Source organism: Sphingomonas sp. Leaf30, from assembly GCF_001422525.1.
Classification (GTDB): domain Bacteria; phylum Pseudomonadota; class Alphaproteobacteria; order Sphingomonadales; family Sphingomonadaceae; genus Sphingomonas; species Sphingomonas aerolata.
In genome coordinates, this window is the sequence record NZ_LMKZ01000002.1 from 152,647 (window position 1) to 168,432 (window position 15,786).

Annotated in this window: 17 protein-coding genes; 7 read left to right on the forward strand and 10 right to left on the reverse strand. The window is 65.0% G+C overall.

Features of this window, described 5'->3' with window-relative positions; genetic code table 11:
- Nucleotides 1-1,770: 1,770 nt before the first annotated feature.
- Nucleotides 1,771-1,980 carry a hypothetical protein gene (locus ASE89_RS20275; protein WP_156363356.1) on the reverse strand — a complete coding sequence of 70 codons (210 nt, stop codon included), beginning with the start codon at nt 1,978-1,980 and terminating at the stop codon, nt 1,771-1,773.
- A gap of 77 nt (nt 1,981-2,057) precedes the next feature.
- Here ASE89_RS20275 and ASE89_RS20280 point away from each other — a divergent pair, with 77 nt between their 5' ends.
- Complete coding sequence (locus ASE89_RS20280; RefSeq protein ID WP_156363357.1) at nt 2,058-2,441, forward strand: hypothetical protein; 384 nt, start codon at nt 2,058-2,060, stop codon at nt 2,439-2,441.
- A gap of 64 nt (nt 2,442-2,505) precedes the next feature.
- Here ASE89_RS20280 and ASE89_RS07530 read toward each other — a convergent pair whose 3' ends face one another.
- The 3 genes from ASE89_RS07530 to ASE89_RS20285 are packed head-to-tail and all read right to left on the reverse strand — an operon-like array spanning nt 2,506 to nt 3,749.
- Nucleotides 2,506-3,012, reverse strand: coding sequence for a hypothetical protein (locus tag ASE89_RS07530; protein WP_056675671.1), 507 nt, complete (start codon nt 3,010-3,012; stop codon nt 2,506-2,508).
- A 39-nt stretch (nt 3,013-3,051) separates the two neighbouring features.
- Entirely contained in the window at nt 3,052-3,597 is a 546-nt protein-coding gene (locus ASE89_RS07535; protein ID WP_082451359.1) for a DUF4031 domain-containing protein, read from the reverse strand.
- Nucleotides 3,594-3,749: a hypothetical protein gene (locus ASE89_RS20285; RefSeq protein WP_156363358.1), complete on the reverse strand. Its 156-nt coding sequence runs from the start codon at nt 3,747-3,749 to the stop codon at nt 3,594-3,596. Before ASE89_RS20285 ends, ASE89_RS07535 begins: the two co-directional genes overlap by 4 nt.
- Nucleotides 3,750-4,166: 417 nt before the next feature.
- Here ASE89_RS20285 and ASE89_RS07540 point away from each other — a divergent pair, with 417 nt between their 5' ends.
- From ASE89_RS07540 to ASE89_RS07555, 4 genes are read left to right on the forward strand one after another with little or no spacing between them, the layout of a single operon-like run.
- Nucleotides 4,167-4,382: a hypothetical protein gene (locus ASE89_RS07540; RefSeq protein WP_031441137.1), complete on the forward strand. Its 216-nt coding sequence runs from the start codon at nt 4,167-4,169 to the stop codon at nt 4,380-4,382.
- Between the two features lie 22 nt (nt 4,383-4,404).
- Nucleotides 4,405-5,349 carry a sulfate adenylyltransferase subunit CysD gene (gene cysD, locus ASE89_RS07545; protein WP_198526928.1) on the forward strand — a complete coding sequence of 315 codons (945 nt, stop codon included), beginning with the start codon at nt 4,405-4,407 and terminating at the stop codon, nt 5,347-5,349.
- Nucleotides 5,349-7,262: a sulfate adenylyltransferase subunit CysN gene (gene cysN, locus ASE89_RS07550; RefSeq protein ID WP_056675673.1), complete on the forward strand. Its 1,914-nt coding sequence runs from the start codon at nt 5,349-5,351 to the stop codon at nt 7,260-7,262. The genes cysD and cysN overlap by 1 nt, the downstream gene beginning before the upstream one ends.
- Nucleotides 7,263-7,264: 2 nt before the next feature.
- Nucleotides 7,265-8,008 carry a 3'(2'),5'-bisphosphate nucleotidase CysQ gene (locus ASE89_RS07555; protein WP_443024341.1) on the forward strand — a complete coding sequence of 248 codons (744 nt, stop codon included), beginning with the start codon at nt 7,265-7,267 and terminating at the stop codon, nt 8,006-8,008.
- Here the strand turns inward: ASE89_RS07555 and ASE89_RS07560 are convergent.
- From ASE89_RS07560 to ASE89_RS07580, 5 genes are all read right to left on the reverse strand, one after another.
- The gene (locus ASE89_RS07560) at nt 8,005-8,772 is read right to left on the reverse strand and encodes a Crp/Fnr family transcriptional regulator (RefSeq protein ID WP_236701663.1); all 768 of its coding nucleotides are present in this window, start codon (nt 8,770-8,772) and stop codon (nt 8,005-8,007) included. The two genes, ASE89_RS07555 and ASE89_RS07560, sit on opposite strands and share 4 nt — an antisense overlap.
- 144 nt (nt 8,773-8,916) lie before the next feature.
- A complete protein-coding gene (locus ASE89_RS07565; RefSeq protein WP_056676384.1) occupies nt 8,917-9,303 on the reverse strand; it encodes a ribonuclease HI family protein in 387 nt (128 codons plus the stop codon).
- On the reverse strand, nt 9,284-10,489 hold the full coding sequence (locus tag ASE89_RS07570) for a YihY/virulence factor BrkB family protein (protein ID WP_236701664.1): 1,206 nt from the start codon (nt 10,487-10,489) through the stop codon (nt 9,284-9,286). Before ASE89_RS07570 ends, ASE89_RS07565 begins: the two co-directional genes overlap by 20 nt.
- Before the next feature lie 85 nt (nt 10,490-10,574).
- Entirely contained in the window at nt 10,575-13,073 is a 2,499-nt protein-coding gene (locus ASE89_RS07575; RefSeq protein ID WP_056675677.1) for an ABC transporter permease, read from the reverse strand.
- Nucleotides 13,070-13,789: an ABC transporter ATP-binding protein gene (locus ASE89_RS07580; RefSeq protein ID WP_056675678.1), complete on the reverse strand. Its 720-nt coding sequence runs from the start codon at nt 13,787-13,789 to the stop codon at nt 13,070-13,072. The genes ASE89_RS07575 and ASE89_RS07580 overlap by 4 nt, the downstream gene beginning before the upstream one ends.
- A 37-nt stretch (nt 13,790-13,826) precedes the next feature.
- Between ASE89_RS07580 and ASE89_RS07585 the strand changes: the two genes are divergently transcribed.
- Both ASE89_RS07585 and ASE89_RS07590 read left to right on the forward strand, forming a co-directional pair.
- On the forward strand, nt 13,827-14,540 hold the full coding sequence (locus ASE89_RS07585; protein ID WP_236701665.1) for an arylesterase: 714 nt from the start codon (nt 13,827-13,829) through the stop codon (nt 14,538-14,540).
- Between the two features lie 132 nt (nt 14,541-14,672).
- A complete protein-coding gene (locus ASE89_RS07590) occupies nt 14,673-15,407 on the forward strand; it encodes a Crp/Fnr family transcriptional regulator (protein WP_031395205.1) in 735 nt (244 codons plus the stop codon).
- 24 nt (nt 15,408-15,431) lie between these two features.
- Here ASE89_RS07590 and ASE89_RS07595 read toward each other — a convergent pair whose 3' ends face one another.
- Nucleotides 15,432-15,770: a hypothetical protein gene (locus tag ASE89_RS07595; RefSeq protein ID WP_042467360.1), complete on the reverse strand. Its 339-nt coding sequence runs from the start codon at nt 15,768-15,770 to the stop codon at nt 15,432-15,434.
- Between the last annotated feature and the right edge of the window lie 16 nt (nt 15,771-15,786).

The window sequence follows — 15,786 nt, forward strand, 5'->3', positions numbered from 1 at the left end:
GAGGTTGGCGGCTGTTTTCATTTGAATCCAGCGCGATTGCGGCTGCGGAGGGATTGATATGGCGCGACGACAGCCGTTGACCGACACCTAAGCGTACGGTCGGGCGCGAACTGGTCGAAGTCGACTTCCTTATGCCGCCCACAGCCACGGATCAGATCTATGGTCCGGATACCCAGGGACCGCATGGGTCGGGTTTAAGTGGTCAAACGTCGACGAATTGCCTATGCAGAAAATCTTATATAAGCCGCGCTCAGTGAGACCGCAAACGGTCGCGTAGACACACCAGCGGTCCGCCTAGCTTTGTGCTGTCTCTGGCATTACTGCCCCGAGCGCTGGCCCCTCGTGATGTTTGGGGCGCGCGCGCAGCAGGATAACAAAATCGGTCGGCGCCAGAGTGTGACGGACTCATTCAACGGCCTTATGCGGCAGCTGCGTTGATCCGGCGCATATACCGAAGTCAGCAACGCGAAGGCAGCACTGGCAGCACGAATTTGCAGTTAATGCGCTTTAACCGCATGCAGTTCCAATACATAAACGCCCTTGTCGAAAGATAAGCCCTTTTTAACTTAGGGGGGGTCAAATGCGCTCCTGGCCAATCGGCAAGCCCATTCGAGGGTAACTTTTTCATCAGCCCGGGAATAACCATTGTCATCATTGGCGCGTTCCGCAGGTTGCATAGCAATGCGTTACTAGGACAATGGTGAACCTTACAGCGGCTGAAATTAAAAATGCCTGGCTTTCCGAGCCAGGCATTCTTTGCGTTCATGCATCATATCCTTTACCGGCATCTCATCTGTGCAAGCCCGAGAAGCAAGGCCAAGGGGTTTCACTGCTTTTCTGCATAGCGTTGCGCGCAGTCTTAAACTGACCGCCTACCAAATAACCGATAAAAGGCGTTCGTTACGCCACACTACTGCAACGGCCCTTCGTTTATCGCATCGACAGCCGCAGCAACGCGCGCCCAATCGGAGTGGTGGGGATCATCGCCCATTATGTCGAGCAGCGTAGCGACGACAGGCGCCGACTCCAGCGTGCCATGCGTCCGGACAACGTCCCACGCCTTCAGCCACACTTCTCGATCACTCATCATCGAGCAAAGCTATGCGTCAGCGACCGATTCGGGCAAACTATCTGTACAGCGCAATGAGCTGCTTTAAGTGTCCACTCTTCCGACGAGTGCTCCAACAGCAATCACGGCCGCAATGAGCGCCCAATGCTCCTACGTTCGCGGCGTCCATCCTATGCCAACAAACTTTGGCTGAAACCATGTCCTGGGATCGTTCATTTCAACTCCGTTAACATCGAGTCGTCGGTAGGCTTGGATAGGATAGACCTCCCGACACGCCGGGCAAAACGTTACCTCACCGCCATGGACGAACTGACCACCTCCATTGTTGGCGTCGACTTTCCGAACGAGGACAGGAGCAAAAGTAACCGGCGTATGGAGTGCATGCTCTGCGCGCCTGGTGACGCGGTCGAGCTGCGCCTGGAGCCGACCAATCCGTTCGAAAATAACGCGGTCGCAATTCAGCGAGCGCGGCACGCAGTTGGGCTACGTCAGCGCCGAGCGAGCGCCGTTGATCGGCAAGCGGATGAAAGAAGGCGAAGCGATCGCCATCTTTCAAGCGATGCACGGAAGTGGTGCCTACATCCGGATCCGGTTCGGAGGTGGCGCGCCTACCCTGCCCGACCCGGTCCCCGATGTTCCGAAGCGCCCGCCTCCTCGCCAGGCCGGCCAGCGCAGCGACCGGTGTGCGATCCTCACGCGTTCTATCCGGATGACGATGGACCCGAATGGGCCGCCTGACCGATCGCGTCACGCTGTTGCCGGCGTGCCGAGGTACACCCAGTGAGCCGCTGATCAGATAGAACTGATGCCGCTTCGATGTCGAGCGTGACAGCCACGCCCGGCCCATCGATCAACACCCTCCCCTCGTTTGCTGAGACGTTCAGAATTTCAGGACGCAAGGTACGCAGCATGCCGATTCTCCCGTGGGCGATCAGCGACAGTGGCTGCACATCATTCCAGGCATTGATCTACGGCAGGACGATACTGGGTGACCGCGACGCTGCTATCCTGCCGAGGCAGGGCCAGAGTTCGGTGCCTGATCAACGCGCTTGTGCATGCCCATAAGGTCAGTATCATTGTCGAAGATGATGTAGGGACCGGCACGATGAAACCTTTGATGGTTGTTGTAGTGATGCTCGGATCGAGCGCGGGCCTCGCTCAAATCGCAGCACCCTCAATACCAACAGAGGTGACCGCTTCGCCGGCCAAGGCCAAACCACCTAAACCCATTTGCCGTAGCGCGAACACAAATGGTTCCATGTTCCCCACTCGAACCTGCCACTCGAAGGAAGAATGGCCAGCGATCGATGCGGCCAATGCGGCCAACACCGAGCGCATGTCGAACGCGCGTAAAGGCACCGGACGTAATTAGGTTTCTAGCTGCAGCTCCTCACGTTCCATCCTGATAAAGAAGGGCCGGAGTTCGGGGATCACTGTTACGGCTTTGAGCCGAGGTCAACTGGCGGGATATGCTTCCGGTGCACTTGCAGCGGAGACCCAACATCTTCGTGCACTCGGCCCGTAAAATGCATAAGCAAGGGGAGCGTCTTTTCAAAGTTCGGGATGCCCATCTCACCCGTGTCCGGCATATGTCGGAACACGAACTGAGCTTGCTGCCTATCTAGCGCCCCGAGGCACGCTTCCAATCGGCGTTCGTCGTCCCATAGCAGTCCGAGCGATGTTGCAAGATGATAGGCTGCAGTGAGATTGTACCCGCATTCTTCGGCCTGGTGCTGATTTCCTCCAAGGTGCAAAATCACTGCCTTCAGGCCGAGCTCGAAGCCAAAGCTGATCAGTTGACTTAACGGAAGAGCGACGTTTGCGATGTACTGATCATCAGCGTCGGTATGCACTAGCTGAGCCACGCTTGCATACGACAGGGCCGCATGGGCAAGATGCGCTGCCGTTGTTGGCAGGCCCTTCAATCGCTTCTGTTTTGACATGCTGCCTATCTACGCTCGATCAATTGAGGGTGTCGATGATCATAGAGCGGTATCGCGGGCGCGGCGCGCTTTTGCGCCGGCTAGGTCGCAGGCGCTGCCAAGCTCGGCATAGGCCTTGGCCTTCCGAAGCTTCCAGAACGGCCCATGCGGCTGCTCTTCCTCGGTCAAGTCACAGGCCTGCGCCAGCTTGGTGATCCGACGTTGGTCAATCGGCAGCGGCGTCTTTCGGGATCCCCTCCCTCGGATGGATATGACCCTAGCCAGCATCGCCGCGCCGCGCTCGGCCGGAGCCGGGTTATCCGACAGCATATGCAGTCGGCTCGTATGCTCGACCGGTCCATACTTGTCGGTGAGAATGGCGCCGCGGGCGATCGCCCGTTCCTTCATCGTCAGCGAGACCTCGAAGTGGATCCACGAGGGGTTGCGGTGCTTTCCGAACGACAGCGTCGAATGGCCCTGGATCCACTTGCGCTGGACGCCGATCGCGTCAGCAACAGCGAGGAGCTCGTCGAGGGAATCAGCCCATAGGTGGCACATGATCATGCGGCCGAAGCGGTGGCGCACATCGTCGACATAGACGCTCATGCTGCGTGCCTCGCTGCGCACTCTTCGCGCGTGGTCACCGCGTAGGCGTTGTCCCCATAGTCGCAGTCGCCGCAGCGCGTGCAGACATTGACCGGGATCGAGCAGCCGCAGCCATCGCCGCTGCCCGCGTTCATCCCGCCATAGCTTTGCATGTCGCATCCCACCCTCGACAGGTTGAGGCGGCAAGGTGCCGGCGAAGCTGATCGACGCGCGCCTCGGCGGCTGCGAGATCCGCGACAAGACCGGTCATACCACGAACCGATCAGTGTAGCCGGATGCGCGTGGGGGTATCCGTGGGGGTATAACTCCCGCCGCCGCATGCGCTGTAAGGGCATCAGTTCGATAGGTGCCGGGCCCACCGGAGCGGGCCCCAAAATTAACTGAATTGACGATCAGACGGTTTTCCATTTTACACCCTTTGTCTCGGTGGAAACAGTGAGGGTTTTCTGGTATTTTCGCGTCAGAAGCGCAGAGTTCTGCGGTGTCGGGTTAATTGACAGTTAACCAACCCCGACACTGTGCAAACGGCGCAATTCCGCACTTGGCACGAGCGTTGCTACGTTGCGGGAATGTGGAAACGTTTCTGCCGCCTGTTCGTGATCAAGACCAAGTTCGAGGCGTATCTCGTCATCTACGGGCTTGGTCTCGGGGCGGTCGAACGTGGCAGCCATTATCTCGAGCAGTATCCCGGCTATGGCGGCTGGCTGCTCGCCGCGGCCTGTTCGACCGCGGTGTTCATGGCGGGCGGGCGGCTGATCGACTCGGTCGACCAGTCGCGCGACTGATCGCGCTTTTGCGGCCAACAGTATAAGTTCGTCGCACACCGCGTCCGCGGGCCTATCTGGGAACGCAATGACCGGGCTCACACATCTGCAACGCCTCGAAGCCGAGAGCATCCACATCCTGCGCGAAGTCGTCGCCGAGGCCGAGCGCCCGGTGATGCTTTATTCGGTCGGCAAGGATTCCGCCGTGATGCTGCATCTGGCGAAGAAGGCGTTCTTCCCCGCGCGCCCGCCCTTCCCGCTGCTGCATGTCGACACGACGTGGAAATTCCGCGCGATGTACGACCTACGCGATCGTGCTGCAGCGGAAGCCGGGATGGAACTGATCGTCCACACCAATCCCGAGGCGAAAGCGCTCGGGATCAATCCGTTCGACCATGGCAGCCGCCACACCGACATGTGGAAGACTGACGGACTGAAGCAGGCGCTGACCGCGGGCGGTTATGACGCGGCGTTCGGCGGCGCGCGGCGCGACGAGGAAAAGAGCCGTGCCAAGGAACGAATCTTCAGCTTCCGCTCGGCAAGCCATGGATGGGATCCGAAAGCGCAGCGCCCCGAACTCTGGCGTCTGTACAATACGCGGATCGCGAAGGGCGAGAGCATCCGCGTCTTCCCGCTGTCCAACTGGACCGAACTCGACATCTGGCAATATATCCTCGCCGAGGGGATCGAAATCGTCCCGCTTTACTTCGCCGCGCCGCGGCCGACCGTCGAGCGCGACGGGATGCTGCTGATGGTCGATGACGAGCGGTTCCGCTTCCGTGAGGGGGAAGTCGCGGTCGATCGGTCGATCCGCTTCCGGACGCTCGGCTGCTACCCGCTGACCGGCGCGGTCGAAAGCGAGGCGGCGACGCTGCCCGACGTCATCCAGGAAATGCTGCTGACGACGACCAGCGAGCGTCAGGGCCGCGCGATCGACCATGATCAGGCGGCGAGCATGGAGAAGAAGAAGCGCGAGGGGTATTTCTGATGTCCGCCTATACGCCCGAGGCGCTGATCGCGTCGGATATCGACGCCTATCTCGATACGCATGCGAACAAGTCGATGCTGCGCTTCATCACCTGCGGCTCGGTCGACGACGGCAAGTCGACGCTGATCGGCCGGCTGCTCTATGATTCCAAGACGATCTTCGAGGATCAGCTCGCAGCACTCGAGGCGGACAGCCGCCGGGTCGGCACGCAGGGCCAGAATATCGACTTCGCGCTGCTGGTCGACGGTCTTGCCGCAGAGCGGGAACAGGGCATCACGATCGACGTCGCTTATCGCTTTTTCTCGACCGAAAAGCGCAAGTTCATCGTCGCGGACACGCCGGGGCACGAGCAATATACGCGCAACATGGTCACCGGCGCGTCGACCGCAGACCTTGCCGTCATCCTGATCGACGCGCGCAAGGGTGTGCTGACCCAGACCCGCCGTCACAGCTATCTGGCGCACCTTGTCGGCATCCGCGAGATCGTGCTCGCCGTGAACAAGATGGATCTGGTCGGCCATGACGAGGCGCGGTTCGACGCGATCGTCGAGGAATACCGGACCTTTGCCGCGTCGATCGGTATCGACCGCTTCACCGCGATTCCGCTGTCGGGACTGACCGGCGAAAACGTCGCGACCCAGGCGACAACGATGCCCTGGTATACCGGGCTGCCGCTGCTCGCGCATCTCGAGACCGTGCCGATCGACGTCGACGCGCGCCAGGCGCAGCCCTTCCGGCTGCCCGTGCAATGGGTGAATCGCCCCGATCTCGATTTCCGCGGCTTTGCCGGCATGATCGCCAGCGGCACCGTGCGCCCCGACGACAGCGTCCGCATCGTCCCGTCGGGAAAGACGACGACCGTCGCGCGGATCGTCGCGCTCGGCGGTGACCTGACCGAGGCGGTCGCCGGCCAGTCCGTGACGATCGTGCTCGCCGACGAGGTCGATTGCTCGCGCGGCGACGTGATCGCCGCCGCCGATGCGCCGCCCGAGGCCGCCGACCAGTTCCTCGCGACCATCGTCTGGATGTCCGACACGCCGCTCGTACCGGGCCGCGGCTATCAGCTGAAGCTCGGCACCCAGGTCGTCGGCGCGACGGTCCAGCCGCCGCGTCACGTCGTCGACGTGAACACGCAGGCCGAATTGTCCGCCTCGACGCTCGCACTCAACGATATCGGGGTCGCGGAGGTCTATGCCGACCGGGCGATCGTGTTCGAGCCTTATGCCGACGGTGCCGATCTCGGCGGGTTCATCCTGATAGACCGCGCCACCAACGCGACCGTCGCGGCGGGCATGATCGGATCGGCGCTCCGCCGTGCGCAGAACGTCCACTGGCAATCGATCGACGTCACGCGCGAGGCGCATGCCGCGCAAAAAGGTCAGTCGCCCAAGATCCTCTGGTTCACCGGGCTGTCGGGCTCGGGCAAGTCGACGATCGCGAACCTGGTCGAGAAGAAGCTGTTCGCGCTCGGCCGGCACAGCTTCCTGCTCGACGGCGACAATATCCGTCACGGGCTCAACCGCGACCTCGATTTTACCGAAGCCGGGCGGATCGAGAATATCCGCCGGATCGGCGAGGTCGCAAGGCTGATGGCGGATGCCGGGCTGATCGTGCTGACCGCGTTTATCTCGCCGTTCCGCGCGGAGCGGGACATGGTGCGTTCGATGGTCGCTCCGGGCGAGTTCGTCGAGATCTTCGTCGACACGCCGCTCGCCTCTGCCGAGGCGCGCGACGCCAAGGGCCTCTACGCCAAGGCACGCGCGGGCGAGATCGCAGACTTCACCGGTATATCGAGCCCGTACGAGGCGCCGCAGCGTCCCGACATCCGCATCGATACGACCCGCGAGAGCCCGGAGGCCGCAGCCGAGCGTATCGTCGAACATGTCATCGGCGTCTGGAGCTATGACCTGTGACGATCGACCTGACCGATGCCGGACTGGCGCGCTCCGTGGCGCTAGAGGCAGGCGCGCTCCTGCAGGAGATCCGGGCGCGAGGGACGATCGCGGGGGCGGCGATGGGGGCTGCGGGCGACCGCGAGGCCAATATGCTGATCATCGACCGGCTGCGCGCCGAACGCCCGGACGATTTCATCCTGTCCGAAGAATCGCTCGACGATCGCAGCCGCTGTGCGGCGCGGCGCGTCTGGATCGTCGACCCGCTCGACGGCACGCGCGAATATGCCGAGGGCCTCGACGACTGGGCAGTGCATATCGGCCTCGCGATCGATGGCGTCCCGCGCGTCGGTGCGGTTGCGGTGCCTGCGCGCGGTGCAGTCTTCGCGACCGACGATCCGGCAAGGACCTGGGCACCCGCAGGCGAACCGCTCCGGATCGTCGTCAGCCGCTCGCGAGCGCCGGACATCGCACGTCGCGTCGGTGTCGCGATGGGGGCGACGCTGGTGCCGATGGGATCGGCGGGTGCCAAGGCGATGGCCGTCGTCGATGGCCGGGCCGACGCCTATCTGCATGACGGCGGTCAGTATGAATGGGACAATTGCGCCCCGGCTGCGGTTGCGATCGCCGCGGGGCTGCATGCGTCGCGGATTGACGGCAGCCCGCTGGTCTACAACTGCGTCGATCCGCTGCTCCCCGATCTGCTGATCTGCCGTCCCGAGCTGGCCGCGTCGATCCTCGCGGCCCTGGCCGCAGAGCGCGACTAGTCGGCCTTGGACCTCACGTGGAGATAGCGGCTCGAAAAGTCCGCGACCTCGCGCAACGCGGTCCAGCTTGGTATGCCAATCCATCGCCTGCTGCGGACGATCAGCCCTTCGCTTTCGAGCAGCTTCATCGTCCGGTTGACATGCACTGCGGTCAGCCCGAGCGCATCGCCGATCTGTTCCTGCGACATCGGCAGGTCATAGCCCCTGCCCCCGTCGAGACCCTGAGCGTCGAGCCGCGCCGCGACTTCACACAGGAAATGCGCCAGCCGGGTCCGGGCGTCGCGCCGCCCGACGTTCAGCGCCCATTCGCGGAAGATCGATCCCTCGACCAGCGTGTTGACGAACAGCGCGTGACCGATCGCAGGATGAGACAAGGCGAGTTCCTGCAGCGCCGCGCGCGGGATGATCGCCACCTCGGCGCGCGTCAGCGTCTGGACGTTGTGGTCGGCGAGATCAAGAAACAGATGCTGGAGATCGAGCGGCTCGCCGGGAATGTGCAGCGACACGATCTGCCGCAACCCGTCGCCGGTGACCTTCTGGCGAAACGCATAGCCCGAAACCAGCACCGAGCAATGCTGGAGACTGTCGCCCTCACGGACGAGATAGGCCGATGCATCGAACGTGCGGACATGGTGCGGCAGGGCCTGGATCGCCTCGCGATCACGTCGGTCAAGCGTCGCATGGGTCTCGAGCTTCCGGATCATCAGCGCGAGGGGCGATGTTGCAGTCTTTGCGGGGGTCGGGGACGATGGAGCGATGGCCAACGCAGTTCTCCAGTCGGTGTGACGGGAGCGCGCGCATCTCTCTGTCGTCAGCGGTCAGGAACGAGCCAGCGATGGTAGCGCTATAGCAGGCTGGAGTGCTGCGACCAGCACTGTCAATTGGGGGTTCGTGAGAGGGCCTGGCGCTCAGCGCGGATGCTGGCGTGCCAGCGCAATCCCGGCGAGGTTGTGGGACCGACCGACATGGCGGATCTTCACCGTCTCGAACGTCGCGGCGAGCGTCTGAAAGGCGTCGCGGTGCGCGCGAAGCTCCGCCGATCGACAGCGCGCGTCGCCGCGCGCCTGTCCCACCACTAGCGCGGAGTCGCCGCGCAGATCGACCGAGACCGCGCCAAGTTCGCGGGCGATCCGCAGCGCATGGATCGCCGCCAGCCATTCCGCATCGCTATTGGTGCCGTGGCCGCAGTCGTCCAGGATATGGGTCACGCCGCGAACGACGACTCCGATTTCGATGCGCCCCGGATTCGGACGACAGCCGCCGTCGAAGAACAGCTTAAGCGGAACGCTGGGCATCGTCGTCACCCTCCGGGGACGTCCGGCCCGCCCAGGCGAGCGCGCCGCCGACGACCAGCAGGATCATGCCTGCCTTGCCGGAACCTCGACGCAGCGCACCCAGCCCGCCGACCGCGAGGAGAACCGACGGCATCGGCGCGCGCGCGGCCCGCGATGCGGCCGCGGTCTGCGCGGTTCGCACGCCACGGCGCGGTTCTGCCACATCGGGCGTGTGTGATGGCGGGGGCGTCGTCACGGTCGCATCGGCAACAGCAGCGCCACGCGCACCGGCCGGGCGCTCGGGCCCTGTGGTCGTATCGCGGGTGGTGCGATGCTCGAGCTCCGCGTTGAGCTCGGCACCGAGCAGGAAAACATAGGCGGACAGCCACAGCCAGGTCAGCAGCACGACCACCGCGCTCAGCGAGCCGTAGGTCGCGCCGTAATTCCCGAAATTGGCGACGTAGAAACCGAAGCCGATAGTCGCGGCGAGCCAGGTCAGTGTCGCTGCAAGCGACCCCGGGGTCAGCCACGCCCATTTGGCATGCGCGCGGTTCGGCCCGTACCGGTACAGGCACGCTGCTGCTGTGACGGCCAGCATTGCCAGCACCGCGTAGCTGGTAAGCCGCAGCAGCGTCAGGACGAAATCGGGAGCCCCCGGTATCATACTGTCGAGCAGTGCGAAGGCCGCGGTCGACAGCGCGGCGGTCAGCGCCAGAACCACCGCGCCCGCGGTGATCGAGAATGCGAGGATGTACAGCGCGAAGAACCCGCGGGTCTCGCGTTCTTCATAGGCGATGTTGAGCGCCGTGACGATCGACGATGCCCCCTTCGACGCACCATAGAGCGCAAGCGCGAGTGCTAGGATCAGTCCAAACCCCTTCTTGCCCTCAGACGTGCCGACCACGGTGGCAAGCTGATCGCCGATGACCTTGGCTGCGTCCGCCGGCAGCACCTGGAACAGACCGCGGATATTGGCGACGACGGTTGCCGTGTCCGCGACCAGCCCGTAGATCAGCACGATCGAGGCGAGCAGCGGCACGATCGCCGCAAAGGCGTAAAAGGCGGTGCCGGCGGCGATCAGCCCGATATTGTCGTCGCTGGCTTCCGCCCAGCTGCGCTTCAGCACCGACCACCAGGTCGCCATCGACATCGACCACGGGCTCGTCGCGTCGACGGGCGCGTCGCCGTTTGCCACTGCATTGCTCACTCAAAAATCCCCTTGGCCGCCCATCGCGCCGTCCCGATCCCTTGCAAACGCCGCGGCCGCGATTTCGTGCCGCGAGCTGAACAGGTCAGAGATCGCGCAACGCCCGGGCTGGCCTGGCGCTGAGGATCGGCCAGGCCCCGATCAGCCCGATCGCCATCGTCAGCCCCGCACCTACGATCAGCGTTGCGAACACCGCCGGATAGCTCGGCAGCCATGTGAACGCGAAGACCTGCGTGACGAAATACCACGCCCCCCCCAGCCCCAGCAGCAGCGCCACCGCGGACAGGATCACCGTCAGAAACGCATATTCGAGCGCCTGGACGCCAAGCACCTGGAGACGCGTCGCGCCGAGCGTGCGGAGGATCACGCCGTCATAGGTCCGCGCTTCGCGTGCCGCGGCGATCGCCCCGATCAGCACCGCGATACCGGCAAGGATCGCGACCGATGCCGCTGCGGTGATCGCGGTCGCCATCTGCCCCACGATCGTCCGCAATTGCCCCAGAACGTCGCGGACCTCGATCACCGAAACAGACGGAAACCGCGGCAGCAACGCACGCATCACCGCGCCCTCCTCGCCACGGTCGAGATCGATTGTCGCCGCCAGATTATGCGGCGCGTCGGCGATCGCGTTGGGGGAAAAGACCATGACGAAGTTGAACCCGAGCGTATCCCAGCTGATCCGCCGGAACGAGGCGATCCGCGCGCTCCGTTCGACACCCAGCAGGCTGTACTGGATCGGATCGCCGATCTTCAGACTAAGCGCCTTGGCCAGCCGCTCGTCGATCGACACCAGCGGCGGCCCGGCATAGCCGCGTGGCCACCAGCGTCCGGCGGTGATCTGGCTGCCGTCCGGCAGCGTCTCGGCATAGGTCAGGCCGCGTTCGCCACGCAGCGCCCAGGCGCCTTCGGGCAAGGTCTTGAGATCGGCAACGCGCGTCGTCGCATAGCCCGTTATCGTGCCGCGCATCGCGGGCACGGTGGTCACAACCGGCTTGCGCGCGGCCTCAGCGACCGTGCGGCGGAATTCGGCTTCGCGCTGCGGCGGGACGTCGAGCGCAAACAGCGCAGGCGCGCGCTGCGGAACGGTCCGCGCGATATTCGCGTCGATGCTCGTCCGGATTGCGGCCAGCAGGACGAACAGCGTCAGCCCCAGACCAAGTGCAACGACCAGCGTGCCGGTGCGAGCGCCGGGACGGTGCAGTGCTGCAACCGCAAGCCTGAGCAAAGGCTGGCGCGCCCGCGGCAATCGCGCAGCCGCGATCCGGATGAGCCAGCCGAACCCGGCGAGGAGGAGCAGCACGGCCGCGACCGCCGCAAGGAACCCCGCGCTGAGCCCGGGCTGTTCCGCGGTCAGCAGCGCGAGCGCGACGAGTGCAAGCCCGCCACCGGCAACCCAGGGCAGCGTCCGGCGCAACGGTACGCGCCGCTGGCCGGCATTGCCACGCAACAGCACGACCGCCGGCACGCTTCCGGCTTCGACCAGTGCTGGCGCGGTAAAGGCCAGCGCGATCACCATCCCATAGGCGGCGGCAAGAAGCAGCGGCACGGGCTGCACCGCGAAGCTCGGCGCGACCGGCAGCACGTCGCCCGCGAGCGCGACGATCAACGGCACCGCCGCGGCGCCGGCGATCAAACCGGCTAGAATGCCGATCCCGGCGACAACGACGATCTGGATCAGGTATACCCGGGCGATCATCCCGGACGTCGCACCAAGCACCTTGAGCGCGGCGATGCTCTGCCGCCGTGCGGCGAGATAGGACGAGACCCCATTCCCGACCCCGATACCGGCGATGACGAGCGCGGAGAGTCCGACGAGCAACAGGAACTGGCCCATCCGCTGGACGAAGCGCTCGGCACCGGGCGCTGCACGGTCGCGGGTCTTGCTTTCCCAGCCCGCGGACGGGAATGCCGCCTTGATCCGGTCGACCGCGCGCGTTGGCGCGAGTCCTGACGTGAGGCGGACGCGATATTTGGTCTCGTAAAGGCTGCCGGGCTGGATCAGGCCGGTCCGCGCAATCCCGGGCAGCGAAACGATCGCGACGGGCCCCAGCGTAAAGCCTTCGCCCAGCCGGTCAGGCTCCTCGGCGAGGACATGGTCGACCACGAACTCGGCCGTACCCAGCCGGATCCGGGCGCCGCGGCCGACGCCCAGCCGGTCGGCGAGCGCGGGCGCGATCCAGATCCCCGAGTCGCGCGGCGGTTCCGCTACGCCACCATCGGCAAACCGGACCGTGCCGTAGAGCGGATAGGCGCGGTCGACGCCCTTCAGTTCGATCGGGACGCTGGCCGAACCGCGAACCGCCGTCGCCTGCATGCGCACCGTCTCCGATACGGTGCCGAGCGCGGCCATCGCGCGGCGCTCCTCGAGTGTCGCAGCGCGTTGCGACGTGGCGAATTCGACGTCGCCACCCAGGATCGTGCTGCCGCGACTTGCCAGTTCGCCGTCGATCGCGCGGGTCAGGCTGCCGATCGCCGCCAGCGCGCCGACCCCCAGGAACAGACAGGCCAGCAGCAGTCGCAGGCCGCGAAACCGGAGGTTGAGCTCGCGCCTGGCCAGACGCCAGGCGAGCCGCCAGTCGGTCATGCCCCCGCGCCCGTCACGGACCGCAACTGATCGCGGACGATACGCCCGTCACCGAGTTCGACGACCCGGTCGCACCGCGCCGCGAGGACCGGGTCATGCGTGATGATGATCAGCGTCGCGCCGGTCGCCGCGCGTCGGTCGAACAGCAGGTCCATCACCGCCGCACCCGTCGCGGCATCGAGGTTGCCCGTCGGCTCGTCCGCGAAGACGAGGTCCGGCCGCGGTCCCAGCGCGCGGGCGATCGCCACACGCTGCTGTTCCCCGCCCGACAGCTGGGTCGGATAATGTCCGGTGCGATGGCCAAGCCCGACCGCCTCCAGCTCATCGGCGGCGCGCGCGAACGCATCGGCCATGCCGGCAAGCTCCATCGGGACGGCGACGTTTTCCAGCGCCGTCATCGTCGGCAACAGATGAAATGCCTGAAGCACGATGCCGATACGACCACGCCGCGCGCGTGCCAGCGCATCCTCGTCGAGCGCACCGAAATCGAGTCCCGCCACCTCGACCTCTCCGCCGCTCGCCTGTTCGAGCCCGGACAGCACCGCCATCAGCGACGACTTGCCCGACCCCGAAGGCCCGAGCAGCGCCACGCTGCTGCCCCGCGCAATGTCGAGATCAATCCCCTTGAGGATCGCGGTCGCTGCACTCGCGCTGCCGAGCGTCAGCGTGACATTGCGGGCCGATATCACCATATCGTCGGAGGATGATCGGGACATGGAGCACTTTACGTTGGAGCGATACAGGCCTTCATATGTGGCAGTCGCCGCGGTTCTCCAAGCGCTGAGCCTCGCGGGGTGCGACCGCGCGGCGGATAGCTCGGCCCCTGTGGCGGCCACCCGCGGCGCGGGCAACGACACGGCCGTCGATGGTACGGCGGTCGCGATGCCTCCCGCGCCGGCCGGTCGCGAGCGCCTGATCCTGGCCTTTGGCGACAGTCTGTACGCGGGGTACGGCGTCGCGCGCGGTCACAGCCTGCCCGACGTGTTGCAGGCGACGCTCCGCCGCAAGGACGTCAACGCGACGATCGTCAATGCCGGCGTCTCGGGCGACACCAGCGCGGCCGGGCGCCAGCGGTTCGCCTTCGCGCTCGACAGCCTGCCCCGCAAACCCGATCTCATCCTGCTCGGACTGGGTGGCAACGATGTGCTGCGTCAGATCGCGCCCGCGGAGACCCGCGCCAACCTGACCGCGATGATGGACGAGGCGCGCCGCCGCAAGATCCCGGTCGTGCTGACCGGCATGCGGGCGCCCCCCAATCTCGGTCCCGAATATCAGGCGGGGTTCGACACGATCTGGCCCGATCTTGCCAAAACCTATGGTGCGGGCCTCTATCCGTTCATTCTCGATGGCGTGATCGGCGACGCTGCGCTGATGCAGCGCGATCATGTCCACCCGAACACACGCGGCATCGATCGGATCGCCGAGCGATTTACGCCGATCATTCTGGGACAGCTCGATAAAGGCTGATACGGACCAATCGACCTGTTGACGACCGGACGAACCGCATGGTTGAGCATGGGGTCACGGGCGGTCGCAACGGGCAGCCGAGATGGGCAGCCGACAGGGGCCGCCGACAAGGGCGAATGCAGGGGCGGAACGATGCATCGAAGTGGGTTGATCGCGCGGCTCGAACGCCATCTTGCGCTGACAGAAGAGGAACGCGCCGCGATCTCGCGCGCCGAGCAACGCGAGATCCGGCTCAAGCCCGGTGAAATCCTGATGGCCGAGGGTGGAACCAGCCATGCGCTGTTCGTCGTGCATTATGGCTGGCTGCATTCGGCGGCGAGGCTCGCGGCCGGCGGCCGCCAGATCCTGCGCTTCCATTATGCCGGCGACCTGATCGGCACGTCGAGCATCGCCTGGTCGCAGGCCTCGGCGACGCTGACCGCGGTGTCGGACTGCACCGTCACCGAATTGCCCAAGGCCGATCTGGGCCAGATCTTTCGCCAGCAGCCGCGGCTCGCCGGGCTGCTCTATGCCATCGCCGCGGCCGAGAATGTCGCGATGAGCGACCGGCTCACCTCGATCGGCCGCAAGGGCGCGGCGGAGCGGCTGACCACCTTGCTGCTCGATATCCTGGCGCGTCTGCGGGTCACCGCGGGTGGCGTGATCGATTCGTTCGACCTGCCCCTGACGCAGAGCGATATCGGCGATGCGCTCGGCTTGACCAAGGTGCACGTCAACCGGACGATCCGCGCGCTCGAGCGTGACGGTGTGATCGAGCGCAACGGTCGACGGGTCCGGATCCTCGACCCGGAGCTTCAAATGCGGCGGACGGGCTTTGTCGACCGCTACGGCGAGATCGAGACGGCGTGGCTGCCGCCGGCGCCGTAACCACGGCGCCAATCCGTTTGGCGGTCAGTTCGGCTCGACGACGAAGAGCGTCACGCCCTCATATTTGATGTCGTGCGGGTTGAAGACGGCGTCGGGCCGGAACCCCTCGTCGATCACGACAATATCCTTCAGCCCGGCGAGCTTGAACGTGCCGAGCTTGATCTCCTTGGGCGGCTGTCCGTCGCGCTGCAGCGTGACCGCGTCCACAAACACGTCATCATGGCGCGTGAACAGGATATGCGGCGCGAGTTTGACATGCATCCGGTTGTAGACCGCGGTCACGCACTGGCGCAGCGCGATCGCTTGCAGCAGCAGCGCGTTGGCGTTGCTGGGGACGGAACCGGGTGTCGAAGAAGCAGGCATATGGTGCATCGCAGCA

Coding starts and splice junctions, on each gene's coding strand:
- ASE89_RS20275 (WP_156363356.1), bottom strand. CDS start 1,980: ATGCTGCGTACCTTGCGTCCTGAAATTCTGAACGTCTCAGCAAACGAG.
- ASE89_RS07530 (WP_056675671.1), bottom strand. CDS start 3,012: ATGTCAAAACAGAAGCGATTGAAGGGCCTGCCAACAACGGCAGCGCAT.
- ASE89_RS07535 (WP_082451359.1), bottom strand. CDS start 3,597: ATGAGCGTCTATGTCGACGATGTGCGCCACCGCTTCGGCCGCATGATC.
- ASE89_RS20285 (WP_156363358.1), bottom strand. CDS start 3,749: ATGCAAAGCTATGGCGGGATGAACGCGGGCAGCGGCGATGGCTGCGGC.
- ASE89_RS07540 (WP_031441137.1), top strand. CDS start 4,167: ATGTGGAAACGTTTCTGCCGCCTGTTCGTGATCAAGACCAAGTTCGAG.
- cysN (WP_056675673.1), top strand. CDS start 5,349: ATGTCCGCCTATACGCCCGAGGCGCTGATCGCGTCGGATATCGACGCC.
- ASE89_RS07565 (WP_056676384.1), bottom strand. CDS start 9,303: ATGCCCAGCGTTCCGCTTAAGCTGTTCTTCGACGGCGGCTGTCGTCCG.
- ASE89_RS07575 (WP_056675677.1), bottom strand. CDS start 13,073: ATGACCGACTGGCGGCTCGCCTGGCGTCTGGCCAGGCGCGAGCTCAAC.
- ASE89_RS07580 (WP_056675678.1), bottom strand. CDS start 13,789: ATGTCCCGATCATCCTCCGACGATATGGTGATATCGGCCCGCAATGTC.
- ASE89_RS07590 (WP_031395205.1), top strand. CDS start 14,673: ATGCATCGAAGTGGGTTGATCGCGCGGCTCGAACGCCATCTTGCGCTG.
- ASE89_RS07595 (WP_042467360.1), bottom strand. CDS start 15,770: ATGCCTGCTTCTTCGACACCCGGTTCCGTCCCCAGCAACGCCAACGCG.